The sequence below is a fragment of the Gilliamella apis genome (assembly GCF_030758615.1).
Taxonomy (GTDB): Bacteria; Pseudomonadota; Gammaproteobacteria; order Enterobacterales; family Orbaceae; genus Gilliamella; species Gilliamella apis_A.
The window spans coordinates 34,012-50,313 of sequence record NZ_CP132381.1; the positions used below are offsets into that span (position 1 = coordinate 34,012).

16 protein-coding genes are annotated in these 16,302 nt (G+C 34.7%); 5 read left to right on the forward strand and 11 right to left on the reverse strand.

The genetic code is table 11. The annotated features are described in order from the left end of the window. Position 1: 1 nt before the first annotated feature. From ispG to putP, 5 genes are all read right to left on the reverse strand, one after another. Positions 2-1,111 (reverse strand): flavodoxin-dependent (E)-4-hydroxy-3-methylbut-2-enyl-diphosphate synthase, encoded by a 1,110-nt coding sequence (ispG, locus tag RAM17_RS00130; RefSeq protein WP_065614694.1) that lies wholly within the window; start codon positions 1,109-1,111, stop codon positions 2-4. Positions 1,112-1,197: 86 nt separating this feature from the next. Then, positions 1,198-1,638, reverse strand: coding sequence for a helix-turn-helix domain-containing protein (locus RAM17_RS00135; protein ID WP_181414609.1), 441 nt, complete (start codon positions 1,636-1,638; stop codon positions 1,198-1,200). A gap of 58 nt (positions 1,639-1,696) precedes the next feature. Then, positions 1,697-2,563: a pyridoxal kinase PdxY gene (gene pdxY, locus RAM17_RS00140; protein ID WP_110446995.1), complete on the reverse strand. Its 867-nt coding sequence runs from the start codon at positions 2,561-2,563 to the stop codon at positions 1,697-1,699. Positions 2,564-2,567: 4 nt separating this feature from the next. After that, a complete protein-coding gene (gene tyrS / locus RAM17_RS00145; protein WP_220000008.1) occupies positions 2,568-3,839 on the reverse strand; it encodes a tyrosine--tRNA ligase in 1,272 nt (423 codons plus the stop codon). A gap of 50 nt (positions 3,840-3,889) precedes the next feature. After that, on the reverse strand, positions 3,890-5,377 hold the full coding sequence (gene putP / locus RAM17_RS00150) for a sodium/proline symporter PutP (RefSeq protein WP_181414608.1): 1,488 nt from the start codon (positions 5,375-5,377) through the stop codon (positions 3,890-3,892). A 267-nt stretch (positions 5,378-5,644) separates the two neighbouring features. On the opposite strand from putP, the gene nth reads away from it, so the two are divergent. Then, complete coding sequence (gene nth, locus RAM17_RS00155) at positions 5,645-6,283, forward strand: endonuclease III (protein ID WP_110446992.1); 639 nt, start codon at positions 5,645-5,647, stop codon at positions 6,281-6,283. Between the two features lie 7 nt (positions 6,284-6,290). After that, positions 6,291-6,836: an endonuclease SmrB gene (gene smrB / locus RAM17_RS00160; protein ID WP_110447050.1), complete on the forward strand. Its 546-nt coding sequence runs from the start codon at positions 6,291-6,293 to the stop codon at positions 6,834-6,836. A 335-nt stretch (positions 6,837-7,171) separates the two neighbouring features. Here the strand turns inward: smrB and cgtA are convergent, their stop codons facing one another. From cgtA to rplU, 4 genes are all read right to left on the reverse strand, one after another. Further along, positions 7,172-8,338 (reverse strand): Obg family GTPase CgtA, encoded by a 1,167-nt coding sequence (cgtA, locus tag RAM17_RS00165; RefSeq protein ID WP_086362637.1) that lies wholly within the window; start codon positions 8,336-8,338, stop codon positions 7,172-7,174. Next, a complete protein-coding gene (locus tag RAM17_RS00170) occupies positions 8,338-9,303 on the reverse strand; it encodes a DMT family transporter (RefSeq protein WP_110446991.1) in 966 nt (321 codons plus the stop codon). Before RAM17_RS00170 ends, cgtA begins: the two co-directional genes overlap by 1 nt. An 83-nt stretch (positions 9,304-9,386) precedes the next feature. Continuing rightward, a complete protein-coding gene (rpmA, locus tag RAM17_RS00175; protein WP_034883716.1) occupies positions 9,387-9,647 on the reverse strand; it encodes a 50S ribosomal protein L27 in 261 nt (86 codons plus the stop codon). 15 nt (positions 9,648-9,662) lie between these two features. Further along, a complete protein-coding gene (rplU, locus tag RAM17_RS00180) occupies positions 9,663-9,971 on the reverse strand; it encodes a 50S ribosomal protein L21 (RefSeq protein WP_065577863.1) in 309 nt (102 codons plus the stop codon). Between the two features lie 232 nt (positions 9,972-10,203). On the opposite strand from rplU, the gene narX reads away from it, so the two are divergent. From narX to RAM17_RS00195, 3 genes are all read left to right on the forward strand, one after another. Beyond that, entirely contained in the window at positions 10,204-12,009 is a 1,806-nt protein-coding gene (gene narX / locus RAM17_RS00185) for a nitrate/nitrite two-component system sensor histidine kinase NarX (protein WP_110446990.1), read from the forward strand. Between the two features lie 3 nt (positions 12,010-12,012). After that, complete coding sequence (narL, locus tag RAM17_RS00190; protein WP_086359388.1) at positions 12,013-12,666, forward strand: two-component system response regulator NarL; 654 nt, start codon at positions 12,013-12,015, stop codon at positions 12,664-12,666. A 217-nt stretch (positions 12,667-12,883) separates the two neighbouring features. Then, complete coding sequence (locus RAM17_RS00195) at positions 12,884-13,906, forward strand: DUF4272 domain-containing protein (protein ID WP_110446989.1); 1,023 nt, start codon at positions 12,884-12,886, stop codon at positions 13,904-13,906. Between the two features lie 137 nt (positions 13,907-14,043). Here RAM17_RS00195 and cysG read toward each other — a convergent pair whose 3' ends face one another. Both cysG and nirC read right to left on the reverse strand, forming a co-directional pair. Next, positions 14,044-15,417, reverse strand: a complete 1,374-nt coding sequence (cysG, locus tag RAM17_RS00200; protein ID WP_110446988.1) for a siroheme synthase CysG — start codon at positions 15,415-15,417, stop codon at positions 14,044-14,046. A gap of 109 nt (positions 15,418-15,526) precedes the next feature. Beyond that, positions 15,527-16,294, reverse strand: a complete 768-nt coding sequence (nirC, locus tag RAM17_RS00205) for a nitrite transporter NirC (protein ID WP_110446987.1) — start codon at positions 16,292-16,294, stop codon at positions 15,527-15,529. Between the last annotated feature and the right edge of the window lie 8 nt (positions 16,295-16,302).

A 16,302-nucleotide genomic window follows, 5' to 3' on the forward strand; every position in this document is an offset into this window, starting at 1 on the left:
GTTATAGTTCAGTTGTTGCAATTCTATTTTTTAAAATTGATGCCTTAGCACGAATTTTAGCTTCCAACTCATCTATCATTTGTTCATTATCAATACGCCCTATGCGCACACCATCTTCATAAAAACCGCTTTTGTTGTGACCACCAGCAACACCCATTGTAGAAGCTAAAGCCTCACCAGGTCCATTTACAACACAACCAATAATTGATACATCCATTGGTGTTATTATATCTTCTAATCGCTGTTCTAATGTATTAACGGTACTAATTACATCAAACTCTTGCCTTGAACAGGTTGGGCAAGCAATAAAATTAATACCTCTTGCTCGAATGCGTAACGATTTTAAAATATCAAATCCAACTTTAACTTCTTCCGTTGGATCAGCTGCTAGTGAAACTCTTAATGTATCACCAATCCCTTCCGATAATAATAAGCCAAGCCCAATCGCTGATTTTACCGCTCCACTACGCACTCCACCAGCTTCAGTTATACCTAAATGTAAAGGTTGCTTAATTTGTTTTGCTAATAATCGGTATGAATCAACCGCAGTAAAAACGTCTGACGCTTTTACACTTACCTTAAATTGGTCAAAACCTAGCCTATCAAGTATATCTACATGTCGCATAGCTGATTCGACTATAGCCTCTGGTGTCGGCTCGCCATATTTTTCTTGGATATCTTTTTCTAGCGAACCAGAGTTTACGCCGATTCGGATAGGAATATTTTTATCCTTGGCACAATCAACAACCGAGCGAATCCGTGATTCATTACCAATATTACCAGGATTAATCCGTAAACAATTCACTCCATATTCAGCAACCTTTAAAGCAATGCGATAATCAAAATGAATATCAGCAATAAGGGGGACTTTTGCTTGTTGCTTAATTATTTTAAACGCCTCAGCAGCATCCATAGTTGGAATAGAAACTCGGACAATATCAACCCCTACACGCTCAAGGGCTTGAATTTGAGCTACTGTTTTTTCCACATCTGTTGTTCGAGTATTTGTCATCGATTGCACAGCAATCGGCGCACCACCACCGATTGGCACATTACCAACATAAATTCGGGTTGATTCTCGCCTAATAATTGGTGACTCTTGATGACTCATAAGATGCCTAATCATATTACAAAATAACTAGGACGCAATCTTAACAAGATTTAAGACAAATGTCTGTATGTGAATGAGAAAATTTGCTAACTGTTAACGCGATCTGAAGGCTGTGGAGAAATATAATGACTAACTTCAATAAAGTTACTTTTATTTTGAGAATTGACATAGTATAAGCCACCACCTAATGCACAAATTAAAGCAAACAAACCAAAAAAGAACGGTTTCTTACTACGATTTGTTTTACTATATATTGGTTTAGGTTTTTTAGTTTCTTTTACTAAATATTGTTCAGCTAAAATTTCGAGATAAGGTTGATATTCATCAGCTGATAAACCAACAATATTGGCATACGAACGAATATAACCTTTAACAAAAACAAAAGGGGCATGAAGTAGCTGATCATTTTCAATTTCAGAAATGACAGCTGTTCTAACATGAATTTGTTCAGCAATATCTTTTTGCGATAAACCCATATTACTTCTTAAATCGGAAAGAATCTTACCCAATGAAATATTTTCTTCCATACCCCCCCTCATTGTCTTACTATCCGCAATTTTTTGTTATTTTTACATATTTTCGCAATTAATCAATTTTTTTCGCATTAAACCACTGTTTAGGGGTTTCTATTTCATTTTGTGCGGCAACTAATTGCAATTCATATTCATTTTGTCTTAATGTTTCAAGCATAACCGCATAAACCGCCGATGTAGTATGCTCAAATGCTTCAACAATGGATTTACCAAGCATGATATTTGCTAAAAACAGCCCACTAGTCATATCACCAACACCAACTGGTTGTTTGACGCCAAAATCAACTAACGGGCGATCAATATGCCAAGCTTCATTTTCTGTTACTAACAACATTTCAAAACGATCTTGTTGATAGCCAGCTCGACTTAAATGTTTAACTAAAATTGCTTTAGGCCCTTTTTCACAAATTGAACGGCATGCTGAGATTGCTTGCTTGACATTATTGATCGGCTGTTTACCGTTAAGTTCTTCTAATTCTAAAATATTTGGTGCCATCATATCAGATATGGGCAAGGCTGTATTACATAAAAATTCTGCTACACCAGGAGCGACAAAGCATCCTTTTTCGGGATGCCCCATTACAGGATCACAAAGATAAATTGCTTCAGGATTCTCAGCTTTTACTTTTTTCACAATTTCAATAATTGCATTACCTTGTTCTGGTGACCCCATATAGCCACTTAATACGGCATTACATCGTTGTAATTCGCCAATAGCATTAATCCCATCAGCGATATCGGTTAAATGAGATGCAGGCATTACCGTTCCAGTCCATTGCCGATATTGAGTATGGTTTGAAAATTGTACCGTATTTAATGGCCAAACATTCACACCTAAACGACGCATTGGAAATACAGCCGCACTATTACCTGCATGACCAAATACAACATGAGACTGAATCGATAAAATATTTTTCATGAAATCATCTCCAAATAAGTAAGCAGTAGTATTTTTTACCTCGACGCAGTAATGTGTAACGATTAAATAACTTATCACTATCAGAAAAACGATAATCTGTTGTTGAATTACGTTCACCATTAACAGAAATAGCATTGGAATCAATCATTGTTCTTGCTTGCCCTCTTGATGGTGCAAACTCAGCATTAACAATAGCTTGTTGTAGATCTACATCACCTTCAATACTGACTGTAGGCATACCATCTTGAGCTAATTGTTCAAAATCAGCTTCAGATAAATCAGTTAATTTACCAGAAAATAGACTTTCAGTAATACGTTTAGCAGCTGTTAGTCCTTCTTCACCATGAACTAATCGAGTCACTTGTTCGGCAAGGACATACTGAGCTCTCGGTGCAACGCCACTGTTTTTATCTTCTTCTTCCAAAGCATCAATTTCTTCCAATGACATGAAGGTAAAGAATTTAAGGAATCGATAAACATCAGCATCAGCAGTGTTAATCCAAAATTGATAAAATTTATATGGACTAGTTTTTTTCGGATCTAACCATACTGCACCACTTTCAGTTTTACCAAATTTAGTTCCATCAGATTTAGTAATTAATGGTACGGTTAAACCATATACTTGCTTCTGGTGTAAACGACGCGTTAAATCGATACCAGCAGTAATATTACCCCATTGATCAGAACCACCAATTTGTAACACAACATTATGAGCTTTATTAAGACTTGCAAAGTCATAAGACTGTAACAAACTATAAGAAAATTCAGTAAAAGATATACCTGATTCATCACGGTCAATACGTTGTTTAACGGATTCTTTGTTAATCATTGCATTAACAGAAAAATATTTTCCAATATCTCGTAAAAAAGATAAAACATTCATGCCACCAAACCAATCATAGTTGTTAGCAACAATAGCGGCGTTATCACCACATTCAAAATCTAAAAATGGCGATACTTGTTGTTTAATCTTTTCACTCCATTCAATTACCGTATCTTCAGTATTGAGTTTACGTTCAACAGCTTTAAAACTTGGATCGCCAATTAATCCTGTCGCACCTCCAACTAAAGCTATTGGTTTATGACCAGCCAATTGAAAACGTTTCAAACAAAGCAATGGAACTAAATGACCAAGATGCAAACTATCAGCGGTTGGATCAAAACCACAATATAGTGCAATAGGATTTTGCTCAATCAGTTCCATTAACGCTTTTTCATCAGTAAGTTGAGCAATCAGTCCACGCTCTTGCAGTTGTTTGATCACATTTTTTGTCATGATATTTTACCTATTAAATTTGTTACGTTTATATTCTACTTAATTAAATTCTATACTGTTTTATTGTGGTATTTTTTATACGCTTGTTTGAAATGGTCTTCAACTATTTCGTTCGGTTTTTTATCTAATAAGCTAAAAATAATGATTGCTATTGACGCAAATAAAAAGCCAGGAATTAGTGAATATAAATTAAGCCAATTAAAATTAATCCAAAGCAAGACGGTGATTGCACCAGTTATCATTCCTGCTAATGCACCATTGCGAGTCATTCGAGCCCAAAACACCGAGAATACAACAATCGGACCGAACGCAGCACCAAAACCAGCCCAAGCATGGCTAACTAAATCAAGCACACTGTTATTAGGATTGATCGCTAATAAAATAGCAATAACAGAAACTAATAGCACCATTATACGGCCAACCCAAACTAATTCTCGTTGCTTAGCCTTAGGTCGGATAAAAGCACGATAAAAATCTTCTGTTAATGCACTTGAACAAACCAATAATTGACAACTTAAGGTGCTCATTACTGCGGCTAGAATAGCCGCAAGCAAAATACCAGCAACCCATGGGTTAAATAGTAATTTAGATAATTCGATAAAAATACGTTCATGTTTCCCATTATCAATTAGATAAGCTAAGTTAGGATTATTGGCAAAGAAAGCAATACCAAAGAAACCAACTGTAATTGCGCCAGCTAAACATAAAATCATCCATGTCATACTAATTCGACGAGCATTTTTCATGACTTCATGAGAATCAGCAGCCATAAATCTAGCTAAAATATGTGGTTGACCAAAATAACCAAGTCCCCAACCTAACAATGAAATAATGGCAATCAAATCCATATGAGCAAAGATATTAGTATAATCAGGATTTAATGATTGAATATTAGCCATTGCATCAGTAAAACCACCCGCATTAATCATTACCATAATTGGTGTTAATATTAGAGCAAACATCATTAAACTAGCTTGAATTGTATCGGTCCAACTTACTGCTAAGAAACCACCAATAAAAGTATAAGCAATTGTCGCGCCAGCGCCTGCTAGCATTGCCCAGCCATAACTAAGCCCAAATGTACTTTCAAATAATTTAGCACCAGCAACTACGCCTGAAGCACAATAAATGGTAAAAAAGATTAAAATTATTACTGCTGAAATAATTCTTAATAGTGAACTATTGTCATCAAATCGACGAGCAAAATAGTCAGGTAAAGTTAATGAATTATGATTTATCTCTGTGAAAACTCTTAATCTACCGGCAATCAGCAACCAATTTAGATAAGCGCCAATTATTAATCCTATAGCAATCCAGCTTTGCGAGATACCAAATAAGAATACTGCACCCGGTAATCCCATTAATAACCAACCACTCATATCAGAAGCACCAGCAGAAAGTGCAGTAACTACACTGCCTATGCGACGTCCACCTAATATATAATCACCAAAGTTTCGTGTTGCACGAAATGCAAAGAAACCAATCGCAATCATTCCTAATATGTAAACAGCAAAGGTGACAATCATTGGTAATGACATTTTTATAATAAACCTTGATCGATGAAATTAAAAATAGTTGGCTAGCTTATCATAAAAAGCCCCTGCTAAAAAGCAGGCGATTTTGCTATATCTATCTCAGCTATAAAAGCTAGTATTACAATTCAATCCATAAAATAAAAATATCTTCAATTTTTTAAATAGATACATTGTTAATAGTTTCAACCTATATAAAAACTCAATATATCCTAAGGTTAAATATAATATAATGTATGTAATATTAATTAACTTTTTTATTTATAAGATATTGTGAAACAATCAACTCGAATTGAAATTTTAGAAAGATTAAAAGAGCATATTAAAGATCCTACAACTGAATTGGTATATAAAACACCATTCGAGTTACTTATAGCTGTTGTACTATCCGCTCAAGCCACCGATGTTAGTGTGAATAAAGCAACTAAACCATTATTTGCTATCGCAAATACCGCAGAGCAAATTCTGGCACTAGGAGTCAATAAATTAAAAGACTATATTCGGACAATTGGTTTATATAATAGCAAAGCAGAAAATATTATTAAAACCTGTCAGATTCTCGTAGATAAATACCAAGGTGAAGTACCAGAAAATTTTGACTCATTAATTGCGCTACCTGGCGTAGGAAGAAAAACAGCTAACGTAATCTTAAATACCGCATTTGGCTGGCCAACTATTGCTGTGGATACCCATATATTTAGAGTAAGTAATCGAACAGGATTTGCACCAGGCAAAACGGTTGAAGCTGTTGAAGAAAAACTACTTAAAGTGGTTCCAGATGATTATAAAATAAATTGTCATCATTGGTTAATATTACATGGTCGATATACCTGTATAGCTAGGAAGCCACGCTGCGGATCTTGCGTTATTGAAGATTTGTGTGAATATAAAGAAAAAATTTATCCAGAGTAAAAAATCAATGCCAAATAAATTTAAATTAGAAGATGAAGATATCAACTTGTTTAAAAGTAGTATTGGTAATACCAAACAACTTAAACAAGATACCGTTATTCATAAACCAGTAAAACGATCCCAAAAGCTAATTGATAATCAAAAGCTTCAACATGAAAAAGTAAATAATGAATTTTATTTTTCCGATGATTACCAACCACTTCTACAAGAAGATCCTATTCGTTACATTCGTGAAAATACGGATAACAATGAGTTAAAAAAATTGCGACGAGGATTTTATTCACCCGAGTTTTTTTTAGACCTACATGGATTAACCCAGCAAGAAGCAAAAAAAGAAATTGCAGCACTTATTGCTGCTTGTTTACGTGAAAATGTCAATTGTGCTTGTATTATGTATGGCCATGGTAAAAACATATTAAAAAAACAAACACCAATGTGGTTAGCTCAACACCCACATGTAATGTGTTTCCATCAAGCACCAAAAGAATTTGGCGGTAATGCTGCATTATTAGTTTTATTTGATATCAATAATCCATCTGTTAACCTAAGATAATTACTAATAAATATACACTAATAATAAAAAAGCCAGCTTAGTTTTACTAGGCTGGCAAACATTGGAAGCAATGTGAGCAATGTCATACTTTTTTAGAAGTCTTTCGACGCTCTAACAAAGTACAATTGAATGATAATCATTCTCATTATTAAAAGCAAGTTATTTTTTTGACTATTTCCAAAAAAAAGACAAAATTTTGTCAATTTAACATGTGTTTTTATATTAAAATTTTGTTTTTATAAAAAATATAATTGAGAGGAGCAGGGTAATTTGCCCCTGCTTTTTGGAAAACTTAACTATAAACAAACTATTATAATTAATTTTTGGGAATAGTTTTATTTTTGATAGATAAACTCCACACCCTCTTCATCACTCTCATCCCAATCATCAAAATCATCGTCGTCATCAAATGCATCATCCATTGCTTGTTGATGATAATCATCCCACATAAATTCGACTTTTTCAGGCGATGTTTCCTCTTGTTCTGCCTCTCGAGGATGAGCCGTAATATAATCCATTAAATCCCAACATAATGCTTTTACGCCTTCGTGATTCACCGCTGAAATAAGATAATATTTCTCATCCCAATTTAAGGCTTTCGCAATTTCAGCTGCACGTTTTTCACTTTCATCAGGACCTAATACATCCATCTTATTAAAAACTAACCAACGCGGTTTATTTGCTAATTTATCACTATACTGATGCAATTCTTGAATAATAACTTTCGCATTTTCAATTGGATCTGAACCATCTATTGGCGCTATATCAATTAAATGCACTAATACGCGACAACGTTCAAGATGTTTTAGAAAGCGAATACCAAGCCCTGCACCATCAGATGCCCCTTCAATCAATCCAGGGATATCTGCAACAACAAAACTTTGTTCATTATCCATTCGCACAACACCCAAGCTAGGTACTAATGTTGTAAATGGATAATCAGCGACTTTAGGTTTAGCAGCTGAAACACTGCGAATAAATGTTGATTTACCAGCATTAGGTAAACCCAACATACCCACATCAGCTAGCAATAATAATTCCAATAACACATCGCGTTTTTCACCAGGCGTACCATCGGTTTTTTGTCGTGGAGCACGATTCACTGATGATTTAAAACGGGCATTACCAAGTCCATGAAAACCACCTTTAGCAACCAGAACTTTTTGTTGATGATGTGTTAAATCACCAATAATTTCACCAGTATATTTATCAGTTATACGAGTTCCTACTGGCACTTTAACGGTAATATCTTTACCTCGTTTCCCCGTACAATCAGAACCTTGTCCATTTTGACCACGTTCTGCTCGGTAGTTTTTTTCAAATTGAAAATCAACCAATGTATTTAAGTTTTCATCAGCAATAAAAAATACATCACCACCGTCTCCACCATCGCCACCATCAGGGCCACCTTTAGGTATATATTTTTCTCGGCGGAAACCAACACAACCATTTCCGCCATCTCCGGCTTCGACACGAATTGAAGCTTCATCTACAAATTTCATTATTTGTCCTCTTTCTTTCGGTTAATTAGCCAGCCCTTTCGTGGTTGCCACAAGTAGTGTCCAACCGTTGCAAACATTGCACCAGCGACCACTGATACTGCGCCAATATAACCTAAAATATTTAAATATTGCATTGCAAACTTTTCTGGCCATAGTAAAGCAAATAAATCTGAAAAAATCAGTGCAAAAAGTGGTGTTAATGTGGTTATTGCACTTACTTGTGCCGCTTGCCAACGTTCCATTGCCATAACCAAAGCACCATAAGCAATAATAGTATTAAGTCCGCAAAAAATAATGGCAAACAGTTGGCTAAAATCAGCACTGGCTATTTTCGTTGGTGATGCTAAAGGCCATAAAAAAATACTACAAATAAGATAAATCAACCAAAGTAGCTGTTCTGCTCGTAATTTTTTTAATAATACTTTTTGCGCTAACGCATAACATGCCCATGAGATTGAAGCCAGCAAAGCCAGCCAAACACCTATGCCATATGAAGACATATTAGCAAAAAGATCGGCTAGATTTTCATTAAAAAACAATCCTAATCCAATTAATAATATGGTAATACCAATAATTTGCGTTGGTCTTAATCTTTCTTTGAAAATAATTGCACTAGAAATCATAAATATTATAATTCCGGTTTGTCCAACAACTTGAGCAGTAGTTGCAGATAAATACTGAACAGCTGTAGCAAAAAGTGCAAAATTACCCAGTAGACCAAACCCAGCAATCATCAATAAGATAAAACGGCGACGTTTTTTGAACATAGCTAAATTAGGAAACTGTTTTTTATAAGCCAGCCATAGTGTAATACCGATAGCTGAGATACTTAATCGTGACCAAGCTAATGTTAATGGATCAATAACAACTAATGCATATTTCATAGCAATTGGCACTAGTCCCCACATAACGGCTGTTAACATGGCTAATGCAAAACCTAATTTAACATTTTGCTGTTTTATCATAATGAATTATATAAATTTTCAAGAAATGAAAAAAGCCCCACAATGACTGTGAGGCTTCTATAACTTATTAAACCGCTGGTTTATTAGCTGTTAGCAACTACACTAACATAACGGCGGTTTTTAGGTCCTTTAACTTCGAACTTAACTTGTCCATCAACTAAAGCGAATAGGGTATGATCACGACCACAACCTACGTTAGTACCTGGGTGGAATTGAGTTCCACGTTGACGAACTAAAATGTTACCCGCAAGAACTTCTTGAGAACCATAACGTTTAACACCTAAACGTTTACTCTGGGAATCACGACCATTACGTGATGAACCACCAGCCTTCTTATGTGCCATTGTTCGATACTCCTATTAAGCGATTGCAGTGATCTTCACATCAGTGAACCACTGACGGTGACCTTGTTGTTTACGATAGTGTTTACGACGACGGAATTTAACAATTTTCACTTTCTCGCCACGACCGTGCTCAACAATTTCTGCTTTAATTGTTGCACCTTCAACAAACGGAGCACCAACTTTGATGTCTTCACCATTTGCTACCATTAAAACTTTATCGAAAACAACTTCTGAACCTGTTTCGACTTCAATTTTTTCCAAGCGAACGACTTGTCCTTCGCTAACTCGGTGTTGTTTACCACCACTTTGGAAAACTGCGTACATACTTAACTCCGCAATAAAAAGCAGACGATTCCTGATTAAAAATATATGTCTGCATTGATTAATCTTATAGGGCGTGAATTTTACGCAAAATTTATGCTTGTTGCAAGCGCTGTTTAATAAAAGATCGCAAAAAGTCACAAAAAAGATCTTAGACCAGCTATTTTCACGCTACAATATAGTTAAATTATTATTTATTTGCATAATATTTAACGCAAAAATATTGAGTACCTATATGCTAAAAAGAAAATTTCGCTACAGTGCTTCTATTATTAATCGTTTAACACTTTTAATGCTCTTTTTAGGCGCTATGGCATTATTGGCGCTATTTTTGTCAATACAAGTCGCTAATGATACTAAAGGTAGCGCTTATATGATTAATCAATTAGGGTTAATCAGAATGAAGAGCTATCAACTTTTAGCAATGACACCTATAGAAAAAAAGGATATTTATCGACTTAACATTTTTAATGATATCCCATCATCACAACAATTAAAATTATTTGAACGTTATCAGTTAATTGATGATTTTAATCAATTACAGTCGCAGTGGTTCAAGCATATTGTTCCGAAACTTCAACAAGCAAACAATATAAATGAGATAAAAAATGAAATTGATAATTTTGTTGCTCACACCGATAAACTGGTTCATCAAATTGATCAAAAGACAGAAAATCAAATCCATTATCTTTCACAATTACAACTCGTTTTTATCATTCTAATTGCACTATTTCTTCTGGCACAAATTTACTATTTACGTCGTTATCTTCTTGCGCCATGGCGTAAATTAATTCATATGGCAGAATCGATTTCGCAACAGAATTTTAGTCAACGCTTTAATAGTAAAACAACCAAAAGTGAGTTTGATTTACTGGGGCAAGCCTTTGATAAAATGGCGGAACAAATTGAACAACAGTATCTATTGTTAGAAGAGCGCGTCACAGAAAAAACAGCTGAATTACAACAAATCAATAAAATTGTGTCATTTCAATATCAAGCCATCAAGCAACTCCATACCTCAGACCCCTTATGTGAGCGTTTTTTAATTATACTTCGTGGACTAGAAGAATTAGTACCATTAACACAGTTTCAAATCCGATTTTATGAATCAGATAACATAGAACATTTTCAACAATTCAGCTATGACAACCAACAAAAACTCCCTTATTGCCAAAATTCAGAATGTAATGCTTGTCTTATTCCATCAAAATCTTATCAAGAAAATGGTTTTCAGCGCTATTGGTATCTGCAAGAAAAAGGAGAAAAATTTGGCATTTTATTTGCAATACAGCCATCAAAAGTACAACTAGGAACAGAACAAGAAAATTTAATTACTGCTTTAGTTGAACAAATGACTACAGCACTAATGCTTGATAGGCAAATAGAACAACAAAAACAATATCTATTAATGAAAGAACGTTCAGCAATGGCTAGGGAACTACATGACTCGATAGCGCAATCACTTTCTTGTTTAAAAATACATCTTAGTTGCTTACAGATGCAATCGGATTTAACTTCCCAAACTAGTATCGATTTGCTGACGACTATGCGTAAAGAGGTTAATATAACCTACTCTCAATTAAGAGAGTTAATTACCTCGTTTCGCTTACGTCTTAACCAAACCGGTTTTTATGCCAGTTTCATGGAGTTAATTGATGAGTTTAATCAAAAATTGAAATTTACAATTCAGATTGAATATCAATTACCTCTCAATATCATCAATAGCAAATATGCCTTTCATTTACTGCAATGTGTCCGGGAATCTTTAAATAATATCTATAAACACGCCAATGCCACCCAAGTCAAAATAAGCTTAACGATTGATGAGAATCAAATTATTACCGTTAGCATAAAAGATAATGGTATTGGTTTACAAAATAATACACATCAAGATAATCACTATGGTTTAATTATTATGCGTGATAGAGTTGGCGTATTAAACGGCAATCTAATCATTAATAGTAAGCCTAATATGGGAACAGAAATTGTGGTAACATTTAAAGCAACAAACACAATTCCTTGCAAGATGATAAAAGAGTAACCAATGGATCAAGTTAAAAGTTCAATATTACTTATTGATGATCATCCCATGTTAAGAAATGGGGTAAAGCAACTTATTAACACCATCAATAATTTTGAAATTATCGGTGAAACTGGTTCAGGGATAGAAGGAGTTAAGCTGGCTGAAACACTTGATCCTGATATTATTTTGTTAGATATCAATATGAATGATGTCAGTGGACTAGAAATTCTACGCTATTTACGCGAGAAAAACATTTCAAGCAGAATCATTATGTTTACTGTCTCAGACGCAAAAGAAGATATTATTACCTCGCTCAAAACTGGTGCTGATGGTTATTTGTTAAAAGATATGGAACCGGAAGATTTTCTTAAAGCCTTAAAGGATATTTCGGAAGGGAAAGTCATTATGGATGAAGCTATTTCACATATCATTCTTAATTATATGCGTGATGATAAAAACCAGACAACCAACCAATCCCATGATATCAATTTACTTACCCCAAGAGAACATGAAACATTTAACTTATTAGTGCAAGGATTATCGAATAAACTTATCGCAAAAGAGTTAGATATTGTTGAAAGTACGGTAAAAGTTCATATTAAAAGTATTTTTAAAAAACTCAACTTTAAGTCACGTATGGAAATGACTGTATGGTATTTGCAGAGTAAAGAATAACCTTGGCAATGTATTAATACCGATTTATATCATATATCCGCTTACACTTTTAATTGGATAGAATATCTAATCCTAATCATTAAAAATTTTCTATAACAACCGTTTTCTTCTACTTGATTCAATTGAAAAACAATATTTATAATTAGTTAAATCAATTAAATTGATTTATTGAACAAAATTAAAAAACAAAAAATTAAAAAATAGGATGAAGTTGTAAATGTCTCTATTAGTCAATGCTTACTCTACACTCACAAATCCAACAGCAATTAATTTTAGTTGTAAAAAATTAAATCAACGTGGATTGAACTCACTCTATTTTACAGATCATCTTAATGGTTTTATTGGCTATGTTATGCAAGCAGGTGACGGTGAAATGAATTCCCGCCGTTATGAACTTTATCGACATATTCAAAAAACTAAACATCAGTTTACGTTTGAAATAGAAGAAAATCAATTTAATGAACTAGCGCATTGGGCTGAGCAGGCTAATGTTATTTTATTTATCCCCGATGGTACGATTCGCAATCCTAAGATGGATGTTTTACAAGATCCAGATGGTAAATTTGATATAAATGTTAAAATGCCTTATCCGTCAGAAGCATTACAACGCAAAGCAAAAACTGAGCAGTATTTAGCAACGTTAGGATTACATCCGCTTGTAAGCTTACCTCCTGTCGTTGCTGAATCTGAAGTAATACTTAGAACACCCGATGAAGTAAAAAAACGATCCTTAGCCCTGATGTTAACAGGAATTCAAGCCGAAAGCTTTCGAGAAAATGCCCCATTAGATCCTGAGGAATTCAAAGCGCGTTGTCCGTTAGGGTTTGCTGCTTTATCAAATACTGAATATGATTTTATTCACGCACCTCAACCGCAAGAACAAGATGTTATGAATATGAGTTGGCGCTATGAAGCCTTATTACCACTACAATGGGCACTAAATTGGCAATCAAAATTACCTTTTGCGGATACTTTTTGTAATGTATCTTCATTAGTCGAAACTGGTTTAGAAAATAGTAATCCCGAACTATCTACTTTAACCTTAAGACCAACAAGTGAACTGCTAGATGCATTAGATTTAAATTACCGATTACATTGGCTAGCAAGAGATTGTCGGCTTAATAATAAAATACTACCTGTAGAAATAATGGAAGGCGTTATTCAAGAAAGACAACATGCTTTAAATTGGCTAACAAACTTTGAAAATGCCGATTGGGATGATGTCGATACGCCTTCTTAAATTTTGATAAAAAAAGCAAAGTCGATATTGTTATAAAACACTTTGTAACAATATTTTTTAGTCAAATTGTTTGGAAACAAAAGGCAAGAAAATAAAGAATATTATAAGATATCCTATCATTTCCTTGCCAATTTATACTAATTCTGTGAAAACCAGTTAAGTTTTTCTCGTAATGCCACCACCGGACCAACGATAATTAAACTAGGGCTACGAGCTTGTAAAGCTAGCTGACCAAGTTCGGATAATAAACCATTGATGACTTTTTGCTTAGTAGTGGTACCCTCTTCAACAATAGCAATAGGAGTCTGACCATCCATACCGTGTTTAATTAAATTCGCTTTAATATTTTCTGCTTGCGATAGCCCCATATAAAAAACCAAAGTCTGCTTTTCAGCCGCTAAACTTCGCCAATCAAGATGAGATCCATCTTTTAGATGACCAGTTATTAAACGTACACTATGTGCGTAATCACGATGAGTTAGTGGTATTCCACTATACGCCGAGCATCCAGAAGCCGCAGTAATGCCAGGTACTACCGAAAAAGGAATATTAGCATTGAATAATGTTTCAAGCTCTTCTCCTCCTCGACCAAAAATGAAAGGATCACCACCTTTAAGTCGTACCACTCTCAGGCCCTTTTGTGCTTGTTCCAATAATATTTGATTAATTTGTTCTTGCGGAACACAATGAAAACCGGGGTGTTTACCAACAAAAATTCGTTGCGCGTCTCGTCGAGTTAAATTCATTATTTCTTTTGAGACTAATCTATCATAAACAATAATATCCGCTTGTTGAATTTGTTGAAGACCTTTTAAAGTTAACAACCCTGGATCACCAGGGCCAGCACCAACTAAGACCACTTCGCCACGACAATCCAACGAATCATCAAATAATTCATTAGTTAATGTATCGACATTTTCTGAATCATTATTCGCTATTGCTTGAGCTAATCTATCATGAGAAAACAATTTCTCCCAAAATCGTCGACGTTCAGTCATACTTCGGTAAGTCGCTTTTACTTTATTGCGTAAATAACCGCCATATATGGCTAATTTACCAATATGTTGTGGCAATATTGCTTCAAATTTTTCACGTAACAAGCGAGCTAATACAGGAGCATGCCCTTCTGAAGAGATGGCGACCATAATAGGGGAACGATCAATAATTGAAGGCATAATAAAACTTGCATCTTTGGGAGAGTCGACCACATTACAAAAGATACGACGGTTTTCTGCGGCGCTACTAACTTGTTGATTGGTTTTTTGACAGTTAGTTGCAGCAATAACTAACCATTTATTATCTAGCAGTTGCTCGTTAAACTCACTTTTTATTAAAACTAACTGCTTTTGTTGCTGCCAACAGATAAATTGTGGGTTAAATTCAAGTGCATTGACAGTTAATTTTGCACCAGCTTCAAGTAATAATCGAGCTTTACGCTCAGCTATTTCGCCACCACCAACTAATAAACAATCACGATTTTCTAATTTGCAAAATAAAGGTAAATAATCCATACAATTTCAAAACAACCATTAATATATTTTTGATTTAAGAGCAATTTACTGATTGCTAATTACCATACCAATCAGTAAATTGAACAATAAAAACTTCTGTTATTTATAATTAAGGTCGATCTGATTTAGGTGTTGAAAACCAATATCCTAACCCCATAAATAGTGCGCCGGATACTAAATTTCCTAATGAAACCCATAACAAATTATGACCAATGCCGGCTAATGTGTAAGAATCAGAATGATTACCAAACCAAGAAAGTGAAAATAACGTCATATTGGCAACACTATGTTCATAACCACAAGCAATAAAGGCTAATAAACACCACCATATTGCAATAAATTTTGCTGACCCCTCTACTCGGTTTGCCATCCAAATAGCTAAGCAAACTAACCAGTTACATAAAATTCCCCGAAAGAATAATGCTGTTGCTGGCGCAGATGTTTTTGCCAATGCAGCGGTATGCACAAGCGAAGTATCTGTTGCCAATAATGGACTTGCAGCCCAATAAAACAAAGCGGCCACAAAAATTGATCCAAGCAAATTGCCTAACCATGTTTGTGGCAATACACACCACATTTGACAATGAGTAATTTTTTTAGCCTGCACGCCAAAAGTTAAAAACATGGTATGGCCAGTAAATAATTCTGAGCCGGCAATTACCACTAAAGTTAATGCTATACCAAAGGTTGCCCCCATAACTAAAGGCCTAACGGATGGATCAAGCAAATTACCTAGTGTGAAAATTAATATAATTCCTAAACCAACGTAAGCACCTGCCATAGCAGAACTTAACCAAAATCCAATTGGATTGGTTTTAGCTAGTCGAACGATCCGCGCAGCATTAGCTGCACATTTGTTAATTGTTTCTGTATACATTTTCTATT

Coding starts and splice junctions, on each gene's coding strand:
- ispG (WP_065614694.1), bottom strand. CDS start 1,111: ATGAGTCATCAAGAGTCACCAATTATTAGGCGAGAATCAACCCGAATT.
- RAM17_RS00135 (WP_181414609.1), bottom strand. CDS start 1,638: ATGGAAGAAAATATTTCATTGGGTAAGATTCTTTCCGATTTAAGAAGT.
- pdxY (WP_110446995.1), bottom strand. CDS start 2,563: ATGAAAAATATTTTATCGATTCAGTCTCATGTTGTATTTGGTCATGCA.
- tyrS (WP_220000008.1), bottom strand. CDS start 3,839: ATGACAAAAAATGTGATCAAACAACTGCAAGAGCGTGGACTGATTGCT.
- putP (WP_181414608.1), bottom strand. CDS start 5,377: ATGTCATTACCAATGATTGTCACCTTTGCTGTTTACATATTAGGAATG.
- smrB (WP_110447050.1), top strand. CDS start 6,291: ATGCCAAATAAATTTAAATTAGAAGATGAAGATATCAACTTGTTTAAA.
- cgtA (WP_086362637.1), bottom strand. CDS start 8,338: ATGAAATTTGTAGATGAAGCTTCAATTCGTGTCGAAGCCGGAGATGGC.
- RAM17_RS00170 (WP_110446991.1), bottom strand. CDS start 9,303: ATGATAAAACAGCAAAATGTTAAATTAGGTTTTGCATTAGCCATGTTA.
- rpmA (WP_034883716.1), bottom strand. CDS start 9,647: ATGGCACATAAGAAGGCTGGTGGTTCATCACGTAATGGTCGTGATTCC.
- rplU (WP_065577863.1), bottom strand. CDS start 9,971: ATGTACGCAGTTTTCCAAAGTGGTGGTAAACAACACCGAGTTAGCGAA.
- narX (WP_110446990.1), top strand. CDS start 10,204: ATGCTAAAAAGAAAATTTCGCTACAGTGCTTCTATTATTAATCGTTTA.
- narL (WP_086359388.1), top strand. CDS start 12,013: ATGGATCAAGTTAAAAGTTCAATATTACTTATTGATGATCATCCCATG.
- RAM17_RS00195 (WP_110446989.1), top strand. CDS start 12,884: ATGTCTCTATTAGTCAATGCTTACTCTACACTCACAAATCCAACAGCA.
- cysG (WP_110446988.1), bottom strand. CDS start 15,417: ATGGATTATTTACCTTTATTTTGCAAATTAGAAAATCGTGATTGTTTA.
- nirC (WP_110446987.1), bottom strand. CDS start 16,294: ATGTATACAGAAACAATTAACAAATGTGCAGCTAATGCTGCGCGGATC.